The 2,977-nt window shown below is 36.2% G+C and carries 4 protein-coding genes and 1 pseudogene; all 5 read right to left on the reverse strand.

The annotated features are described in order from the left end of the window. Positions 1-167: 167 nt before the first annotated feature. The 5 genes and pseudogenes from H7254_RS18060 to H7254_RS18080 all read right to left on the reverse strand — a co-directional run bounded on the left by H7254_RS18060 (position 168) and on the right by H7254_RS18080 (position 2,897). Positions 168-416, reverse strand: a complete 249-nt coding sequence (locus tag H7254_RS18060; protein ID WP_301934298.1) for an AraC family ligand binding domain-containing protein — start codon at positions 414-416, stop codon at positions 168-170. After that, positions 401-583, reverse strand: a complete 183-nt coding sequence (locus H7254_RS18065; protein ID WP_301934299.1) for a hypothetical protein — start codon at positions 581-583, stop codon at positions 401-403. Before H7254_RS18065 ends, H7254_RS18060 begins: the two co-directional genes overlap by 16 nt. A gap of 71 nt (positions 584-654) precedes the next feature. Beyond that, entirely contained in the window at positions 655-1,089 is a 435-nt protein-coding gene (locus H7254_RS18070; protein ID WP_367875455.1) for a Rieske 2Fe-2S domain-containing protein, read from the reverse strand. Then, positions 1,063-2,253 (reverse strand): annotated as a pseudogene (locus tag H7254_RS18075) (NAD(P)/FAD-dependent oxidoreductase); the annotation flags it as partial. The pseudogene H7254_RS18075 and the gene H7254_RS18070, both read right to left, overlap by 27 nt. A 434-nt stretch (positions 2,254-2,687) precedes the next feature. Then, complete coding sequence (locus H7254_RS18080) at positions 2,688-2,897, reverse strand: DUF2945 domain-containing protein (protein ID WP_301934300.1); 210 nt, start codon at positions 2,895-2,897, stop codon at positions 2,688-2,690. Positions 2,898-2,977 lie beyond the last annotated feature (80 nt).

Raw genomic sequence — 2,977 nt, forward strand, 5'->3', positions numbered from 1 at the left:
GCCTTTTTTCTTCCTTCCACTCGTTATTGTTTATTGAAATATCTTTAGCCTATCCACTGATAAATGTGTAAGCAGGAGGTTTTTCAGTTACAACTTGTAACACATCATGAGTTACTTTTTTAACTGATTTTATTTTTACAATATATTGTCCCATACCTGTTTTTCATTTACCGGCAGGAATTTTTTCCTGCCAATGTTGTTGTAAGTGTTAACAAAAAAATTGTTTCTTCCTTGGCCTGCACACTGTGCGGAACGTTCTCATGTAGTGCCAGCATTTCTCCCCTTCCTAATTCAACTGATTGTTCATCGGTTGTAAATAGTATTTGTCCTTCCATCACTTGTAAGCTAATCATTCCGTCTGCTGTATGTTTTATCATTTCAGCATCTTTATGCAATGCTATTAGTACAATACACATACCATCAGTTTTAAAACTGTTATGGCGTTGCGGTCACTATCCTTCCATGCTTTCTCCTCTCTAATCTGTTTAATAAAATTGTGGAGGTCAATTGTAACCAAAGATGCATCCATAATACGTTCCCCTTGCGGACGTTGTTTGGTAGCATCATTAAATTTCTCATCCATTTCTATTTCTGTTTTGAAATTGTTCAATTGCGTTATATGAATCAGTTGCAAGTTGATTTGTTCAACATTTTTTATTCTTTAATATTAACTTTTTTCAAATCGGATGTTGCCGGACCATTAATCACTTTGCCTTCTGTTGTAAACCTGGAACCGTGCATTGGGCAATCAAAAGTTTTCTCATCTGCATTCCATTGCAGAACAGCGCCCAGGTGAGGACACACCGCTGTACAGGTATGCAGGTTGCTTTCTTCATCGCAGTACACGGCAATTTTTCTAAATCCGGATGACATGATTCCTCCTTCACCTGGTTTTAAATCTTCGGGGGTTTTAATATCTGCTCCTGTAAACCAATCACCATATTGCAAAACCATATTTCCAACCTCCTTTGAATAATCACCGGTAGTTTTTGATGTAATGCGGGATGGGCTGTATATTTTAATCCAGGGATTATCTCTCTCCATGATAATGTCTGTAATAATTATTCCACCCAAGGTGCCGTGTGTCATGCCATTACCCGAATCACCAGTAACAATATAAATGTTATCATCGCCGGGGTTTTTGCCAATGTATGCCATAGAATCAATAGGTTCCATAACCTGCCCTGACCATTTATATACAATATTTTCAATAAAAGGAAAACGTTTTTTTGTCCATTCAATCAATCCTGTATAACGATCTTCTTCTTTAATACCTTCATCATCTGCCTGGCCTGTACGGTGGTCTTCGCCGCCTGATATAAGTAAATCATGTTTTTCATCAAATTCTGCCAAACGAACGTAGTGATAAGGTTGAGAGACCCATTTGGATTCATGATTGCCGGTATCCCACCACATAGCATAAGGCAATTTACCTTTAGGAATTTTAGCAGTTATAACATAAGTGCGGTAAGGCCATTGCTTGGTGTGCATGGTAACCCAATCGTTTACTGGAGTGTTGGTAGCTACTACAATGTGTTGGGCAGTTATTGTAAATCCATTTGCAGATGCGCCATGTTTGGTAATATTTTCTGCTTTGGTTTGAGTGTAAATTGTTCCACCCAATTTTATAAAAGCATCTGCCAATCCTTTTAAATACAATAAAATATGAAACTGTGCCTGATCTGAGAATTTAATGCACCACTTACCGTCTTCTCCATTAATACCTGGAATACCGCTCAACATTTCGGTAGCAAGCCCTGCTCTTTTGGTAGCTGCATATTCTTTCTCTAATGTTTCTTTTGTGTCTGAAGAGTGCAAAAACAAATATCCATTTACTCTTTTAAAACGGTAATCTATTGAATGTTGTTTAACGGTGTTCGCTATCCATTCAATAGCCTTCATATGGCTGTTAGCTGCTAATTATGCAGTGGCCTCGTCATATATTTTTTCCAGTTCAAAATATCTATCATCAAGTGCACAGGTAAGTTGAGCCGTTGTTCTTCCTAACTCGCCACTGCCAATAAATCCATCTTCCACCAGCACTACTTTACGTCCTTCTTTGGCAAGACAAAAGGCAGTGGTAAGACCAGCTATGCCTCCACCAATAACTAAAACGTCCGCTTTAATATCGCTTTTTAATACTTCATAGGATAAAGGTTGGTCCATTGTTTCAAACCAAAAAGATAAATTTTCACCTGAAGAAATATTCTCATTGACAGGTTCAGCAATAGAAATATGTTGTGAATTATTCATTGAAATTATTTATTTTAATAAGAATTCCTACTCCACAAGGTTTTGGTTCTTAAATGTGTAAAGCTTTACACAATTAGTAATAAGAGTTACACAATTCACACTACATATCATTCATTCAAAGCAAAAAATACGCCATGTATATTCAGTCAGTAAATCGGAGCCTATTTATAAAATAAAAACAGAATGGGGAATGGTTTACCTATGATGAGATGTTTAAATAGAAGTTGCTTGTATAAAGAAAGTAAAGGAAAATCTTGCACTCTATACTGATTGATTTCTATGCTTTAATTGTGAATGTGAAGTTAGTATCAAAAATAAACTTGATAGTTGAGGTTTATTTTCTTGTCCTTTGAATTTGTGAAGTATTGCGATAGGGTTGCACAGTTCGTTTTAGCGGTTCGTTGTTTTCTCAATTCGTTTCTTTGATTATTTTTTTAGAGTTTAGTAAGGGCGGAACCTTTATGAGCGGCAATATGATCCGTCTTGCTGCTTTTTATTTCATATTGAGGTTCTTCTTTCGTAGCGTGATGTGTATAACCTTTGTAATCGAAATCCTTTGTATGTATTTTAATGATAGTGCCTGAAACGCTTCCCGCTTCTGAGTTCCATCTTACTTTGTCACCTACGTTAAATTTTTTTTCCATAAAACAGATTTTTAATTGCAAATTTAATTTTCATCGTAATAAAGTACATTATCATCAACTATTCTTGCCGGTGCGGTGTA

The sequence above is a fragment of the Ferruginibacter sp. genome (assembly GCF_014377975.1).
Lineage (GTDB): Bacteria > Bacteroidota > Bacteroidia > Chitinophagales > Chitinophagaceae > Ferruginibacter.

Bases quoted from the DNA above. Each gene is read 5' to 3' on its own strand.
- H7254_RS18060 (WP_301934298.1), bottom strand. From the start codon at position 416: ATGTGTATTGTACTAATAGCATTGCATAAAGATGCTGAAATGATAAAA.
- H7254_RS18065 (WP_301934299.1), bottom strand. From the start codon at position 583: ATGGATGAGAAATTTAATGATGCTACCAAACAACGTCCGCAAGGGGAA.
- H7254_RS18070 (WP_367875455.1), bottom strand. From the start codon at position 1,089: ATGACACACGGCACCTTGGGTGGAATAATTATTACAGACATTATCATG.
- H7254_RS18080 (WP_301934300.1), bottom strand. From the start codon at position 2,897: ATGGAAAAAAAATTTAACGTAGGTGACAAAGTAAGATGGAACTCAGAA.